The organism is Pseudomonas sp. GW821-FHT05H12 (assembly GCF_059419385.1).
The window spans coordinates 83,137-88,765 of sequence record NZ_JBWKRS010000022.1 but is presented as its reverse complement, the minus strand read 5'-3'; the positions used below and the strand labels follow the sequence as shown (position 1 = coordinate 88,765).

Sequence of the window (5,629 nt, the reverse complement as noted above, 5' to 3'; positions counted from 1 at the left end):
GGGGGTAACCTGCCTGATAAGTCACGGTTGAGGAGAAAGTCCGTTTTCAGCTGCCGCTTGGATCGGGGTGTGCTGGTTGCCCGGTAAAAAATGCGGGCGCAGCCGGGGGCCTGGAGGGGCTTCCGACAGGGTTGGGAAATTAAGGGATTTGCAGCGCGGGGGGTGACATGGGAAGCGGGGACAAGCGCGGATCAGAGCGGGTTCAATTTAAATTCAGGTTTTTTTGAGCGCCCCCACGATGAAGCGTGAGAGCGATCGAATGATTCACTTGAGCTTCAAGTTGCGTGCGTACCACGGCCGTTTCGGCACGCGCTTGAACAAGCCCTTGAGCACGTCTTCATCCGCGCCAAAGGTAATGCGCAGAGCCAGCTTCATGACCTCCGGGTCCATCTCCATCGACTTGCCCACCTGCAACCCGGGCGTGGTGCTGCAGCCGTGGGTGTCCGGGCCCAGCCAGGGGTCTGCCACTTCCACCCAACGGCCCGGGGCGAACCAGGCCACGCCGTTGACTTCCAGCCGGCTGACCTCGCCCGGGTTGAAGCGCTCGTGGGCGCGGAACCAGTCTTCGACGCGGTCGTCGATCCAGCCGTGGAAGTGCCAGAACACCGGGTTTACGTGGGAGGAAAACGGGTCGCCGAGGAAGTCGTTCTCAGCCGCGTACCAGCGGGCGGCGAAGTCGGCGGGGTCGCGGGCAAAGGGCACCGGGCCGCCGTTGGACGGGTCACGGGGCACGGAGGCCCAGCGCATGTGCAACCAGTCGTGCAGGCCCAGCTCCATCTCCGACCCCAACTGACCCAGGGTCAGCTTGGCCAGGTAGCGCGGGTCGCGGTATTGGGATTCCCACACCTGGAAATTGCTGTGGTAGGTCTCGGCGGCCTTGATATCGCTGACCCATTGCGTGTAGTCCGCGTCGTTTGGCGCCGACCAGGTGGGCGGCAAGGCAAAGCCATCGCTGTTGTCGAAGTAGCGCACGAAGCCCAGGCGGTCACGTTCCAGCGCCGGCTGGGGCTCAGGGAATTGCGGCCACGACGGCAGGTCCTGCATGGAGCGCGCCGCACCGAGCATGTGGCGGTGCATGAAGAAGAAGTCGATGCCCGAGCCGTTGCGGTCCTTGCGCTTGCCCCGTGCGTCGCGCTCCTGGCCGCGCGGCCCGGGCTGCCAGCCGATGCCGCGCAGGGCTTCCCGTTTGTCTTCGGACAGCTTGTGCCATTGGTCGCGGGTGGCGTGCCACAGTTGGTGGAACAGGCGATGTTCGGGGGCGATCAGCCAGGCCAGCAGGGTCGGGTTGAGGCCGATTCGCTCGCGGGCTTCGGGGAACAGTTGTTTGTGGGCGATGAAGCGGTTGTCACGCTCGGTCAAGGCCAGCGGGCGATCAAGGCTGAGGATCTGCCCGCTGAGGGTGCCGCTGCCGGCATTGCCAAACCCGCTCCAGACTTCGTCGAGGGTCATCTTGAATTCATAGGCCGGCACGCCACCGACAGCGTCACGGTCGATCAGCCGCCAATACAGCACGGCGCCGTCGCCGGTCAGCAGGTCTCCGAGCACGCGGTATCGCGGCTCGCCCTCGGCGCGCAGGTTGGCGGCCGTGTCCAGGTAGCCCCGCAGGCCACGGCCACGGGGGGCGATGTCGAGCAGCAGCTCCAGGCCTTCCAACGGCAGCCCCTTGAGCCCGGCGTCATGCCCTTCCAGGCGCAGGCTCCAGACACCGCGCAGAGTGTTCGCCAGGTGCTGGCCGTCGGTATCGGCCAGGTCCACCGTGGCCTCGCCAGGGGTGATCGGGAATTCTTCACGCGTCAGCTCGCGATGGGCATAAAGGGCCGCCGGCACGGCAGCGCCGGTCAGCGCCAGGCCTGCGATGAACCCACGTCGAGAGATCGTCATTGTCTACCTTAGGAAACGGCTTAATCAGAGCTAGAACGTTTGCAGCCACGGGAAATTTACCGGCGTGGCGCCGCCACCTAAATTTCCCCCGCCATCGCTCGTTCTTCCCTGATAGCAAAGGCCTCAACTGACTGAGATGGCAATGACAAAACCACGTTCGAAAAAGGCGCTGTACATCGGCCTGCCACTGGCATTGGCCATCGGTGCCGGCGCAGGCTTCCTGGCCTGGGACCACTGGTTCCGTGGCAATGCCGGCTACCCGCTGGCGGTGATCAAGCAGGCCAATGAAATGCAGGACCGGCTGCTGTCATTCGACAGCCACATCACCGTGCCCCTGGATTTCGGCACCGCCGACAACGAGGCTGACAAGGACGGCAACGGTCAGTTCGACCTGGCCAAGGCGGCACGCGGGCGCTTGTCGGGCGCCGCCCTGACGATCTTCGGCTGGCCGGAGATCTGGAACGGCCCCAATGCCCCGCACAAGCCCACCGACGGTTTTGTCGAGGAGGCCCGCCACGAGCAGGAGGTGCGCTACAAAATCATCTCCGGCATGGTGCGCGACTTCCCCAACCAGGTCGGCATTGCCTATACGCCGGATGATTTCCGTCGCCTGCATGGCGAGGGCAAGTTCGCGATCTTTATCAGCATGCTCAACGCCTACCCGTTGGGAAATGACCTGAACCAACTGGACCTGTGGACGGCGCGCGGCATGCGCATGTTCGGCTTCAGCTATATCGGCAATAACGCGTGGTCCGATTCGTCGCGCCCGCTGCCGTTCTTCAATGACTCCACCGACGCCCTTGAAGGCCTGTCGGAGATCGGCAAGCAAGCGGTGCACCGCCTGAACGACCTGGGCGTGATCATTGATGTGTCGCAGATGTCGACCAAGGCGCTGGAGCAAGTGGCGCAGTTGAGCCGCACGCCGATGATCGCCTCACACTCGGCGCCGCGTGCGTCGGTGGATATTCCGCGCAACCTCAGCGACAAAGAACTGCAACTGATCAAGAACAGCGGCGGCGTGGTGCAGGTCGTGGGCTTCCCGGCCTACCTGCGCCCGCTGAGCCAGCCGACCCAGGACAAGCTCAATGCCCTGCGCGCACGGTTTGACCTGCCTCCCCTGCCCAACCTGGCCATGGCCCTGATGCCCGGCGACGCAATCATCGCGGCCTGGCCGGAGCAGAAGTTCGGCCAGTATGCCCAGGGCCTGTACGGCATTCTGGAAGAGGAACCCAAGGCCTCCCTCAAGGACTGGGGCGATGCCATCGACTACACCGTGCGCAAGATCGGCATCGATCATGTCGGCATCGCGTCGGACTTCAACGACGGCGGCGGCATCCAGGGCTGGGAGAACGTCGGCGAGGTGCGCAACGTCACCGCCGAACTGATCCAGCGCGGCTACTCCGAAGCGGACATCGCCAAGCTGTGGGGAGGCAACTTCCTGCGGGTGTGGGACCAGGTACAAAAAGCCGCCAAACCCTTGGCCAATCGCTAATCACCCATGAAGTGAGTCCATGACCGACCGCCGTACATTTCTCAAGCAGGCCGGCGTATTTGCCGCGAGCCTGCCGCTGCTCCCACAGGCATTGGCCGCCGCGCCGAGCCTGGCAGCAAGCTCCTCATGGACGGGGCTCAAGCAACTGTTCAACCAGGACCCGAGCTACCTGCATTTCTCCAACTTCCTGGTGGCCTCGCATCCCAAGCCGGTGCGTGAGGCCATCGAGCGCTATCGCCTGCAAATCGACCGTAACCCGGGGCTGGCGATGGACTGGGGCCTGGAAGAAACCTGGAAACGCGAAGGCCAGGTGCGTGAATGGGCGGGTCGCTACCTGAACGCCAAGCCTGCTCAGATCGCCCTCACTGGCAGCACCTCCGAAGGCCTGGCGATGATTTATGGCGGGATCAAAGTGCGCCCCGACCAGGAAATCCTCACCACGGTTCACGAGCACTACGCCACCCAGAACGTGCTGGATTTTCGTGTGGCCAAGGAAGGCACACAGGTGCGCCGGATCACGCTGTTCGAAGACACCCAACACATGTCCGCCGATGAAGTGCTGGGCACTATCCAGCGCAGCATCCGCCCAAATACGCGGGTACTGGGCATGACCTGGGTGCAGTCGGGCAGCGGCGTAAAGCTGCCGATTGGCGAGATCGGCAAGCTGGTCGAGGAACTCAATCGCGACCGCGACGACAAGGACCGCATCCTCTATGTGGTCGATGGCGTGCATGGCTTTGGCGTGGAAAACCTCGACTTCCCGGACATGCACTGCGACTTCTTTATTGCCGGTACCCACAAGTGGATGTTCGGCCCACGCGGCACCGGCCTGGTCTGCGCCCGTGACAGCGAGAACAAGTACGTCACGCCGATGGTGCCGACCTTCTCCGAGGACACCAACTTCGCCACCACCATGACCCCGGGCGGCTACCACGCGTTCGAGCATCGCTGGGCGGCGGACGAGGCCTTCAAGCTGCACCTGCAACTGGGCAAGCCGCAGGTGCAGGCACGCATCCATGAACTCAACACTGAACTCAAGAGCGAGTTGCTGGCGCGGCCGAACATCGAGCTGGTCACCCCGCGTAGCCCCGAGTTATCGGCCGGTTTTACGTTCTTCCGGGTCAAGGGCCAGGACAGCGACGCGGTGGTGGAGCACATGATGAAAAACCGTGTGGTGATCGACGCCGTGAGTCGCGATGTCGGCCCGGTGATCCGTACCGCCCCCGGCCTGCTGAACAACTCGGATGAGATCCAGCGCTTCATGACCTTGCTGAGCCAAGTGTCGTGACCTCCCCTTCCCTTTGAACGAGATGCCCACATGATTCCATCCCGACTCAAACCCCTCACGGCCCTGGCGCTGACCGCCTTGTGTGGCGCGCTGTTGCCCGGCCTGGCCCAGGCCGCCACTCCGCAGCCGGGCAAAGTGTTCAAGGACTGCAAGGACTGCCCGGAAATGGTGGTACTGCCAGCCGGCACCTTCACCATGGGCACCCCGGAAGATGAAGTCGGCCGCGAGCCCGACGAAGGTCCGATGCACGAAGTGACCTTCGCCAAGCCGTTTGCCATGAGCCGCTTCCACGTCACCGCAGGCGAATGGGACAGCTATGTGCGCCAGACCGGGATCAAGATCGCCGATGGCGACACGCGCCCGGGCCGCGAATGCATCGCCAGCAAGCCGCGCTACCCCCAGGGGCCGCGCCAGCCGGCGGTGTGCATGGACATGGACGACATAAAGAACTACGTGGCCTGGCTGTCGAAGAAGACCGGGCAAAAGTACCAGATGGTCAGCGAAGCCCAGCGCGAATACGCCGCACGCGCCGGTACCAAGGGGCCATTCCCCTTCCCGTTTGATGCGGGCAAGGGCTATAGCATCGCCGAACACGCCAACACCTATGGGCCGGCGGACGGCTATAGCTACTCATCCCCCGTGGGCAGCTACCCGCCGAATGCCTTTGGCATGTACGACATGCATGGCAACGTGTATGAGCGGGTTGCCGACTGCTACCACGCGAATTATGTCGGCGCGCCAACCGATGGCAGTGCCTGGACGGAGCAGAACTGTGAGCTCTACATCATCCGTGGCAACGACTGGGGCGAGGCGCCGGTTTTCTCGCGTTCGGGCAACCGCAACAACATCTACCCGCAGACGCGGGGGGATTGGATTGGGTTTCGGGTAGTGCGCGAACTGTAAACACCTCCCCCTGTAGGAGCCGGCTTGGGGGGGGGGGGGGGGGGGGGGGGGGGGGGGGGGGGGGG

Annotated in this window: 4 protein-coding genes; 3 read left to right on the top strand and 1 reads right to left on the bottom strand. The window is 63.8% G+C overall.

The features are described from left to right. Positions 1-264 precede the first annotated feature (264 nt). Positions 265-1,881 carry a pyoverdine maturation tyrosinase PvdP gene (pvdP, locus tag AC07SU_RS19610; protein ID WP_494997956.1) on the bottom strand — a complete coding sequence of 539 codons (1,617 nt, stop codon included), beginning with the start codon at positions 1,879-1,881 and terminating at the stop codon, positions 265-267. Between the two features lie 142 nt (positions 1,882-2,023). Between pvdP and pvdM the strand changes: the two genes are divergently transcribed. From pvdM to pvdO, 3 genes are read left to right on the top strand one after another with little or no spacing between them, the layout of a single operon-like run. Beyond that, the gene (pvdM, locus tag AC07SU_RS19605) at positions 2,024-3,373 is read left to right on the top strand and encodes a pyoverdine-tailoring dipeptidase-like protein PvdM (protein ID WP_494997955.1); all 1,350 of its coding nucleotides are present in this window, start codon (positions 2,024-2,026) and stop codon (positions 3,371-3,373) included. 19 nt (positions 3,374-3,392) lie between these two features. Then, positions 3,393-4,661 (top strand): pyoverdine-tailoring periplasmic protein PvdN, encoded by a 1,269-nt coding sequence (pvdN, locus tag AC07SU_RS19600; protein WP_494997954.1) that lies wholly within the window; start codon positions 3,393-3,395, stop codon positions 4,659-4,661. Between the two features lie 30 nt (positions 4,662-4,691). After that, positions 4,692-5,564 carry a dihydropyoverdine dehydrogenase gene (pvdO, locus tag AC07SU_RS19595; protein WP_494997953.1) on the top strand — a complete coding sequence of 291 codons (873 nt, stop codon included), beginning with the start codon at positions 4,692-4,694 and terminating at the stop codon, positions 5,562-5,564. The last annotated feature ends 65 nt before the right edge of the window (positions 5,565-5,629 follow it).

Coding starts and splice junctions, on each gene's coding strand:
- pvdO (WP_494997953.1), top strand. CDS start 4,692: ATGATTCCATCCCGACTCAAACCCCTCACGGCCCTGGCGCTGACCGCC.
- pvdN (WP_494997954.1), top strand. CDS start 3,393: ATGACCGACCGCCGTACATTTCTCAAGCAGGCCGGCGTATTTGCCGCG.
- pvdM (WP_494997955.1), top strand. CDS start 2,024: ATGACAAAACCACGTTCGAAAAAGGCGCTGTACATCGGCCTGCCACTG.
- pvdP (WP_494997956.1), bottom strand. CDS start 1,881: ATGACGATCTCTCGACGTGGGTTCATCGCAGGCCTGGCGCTGACCGGC.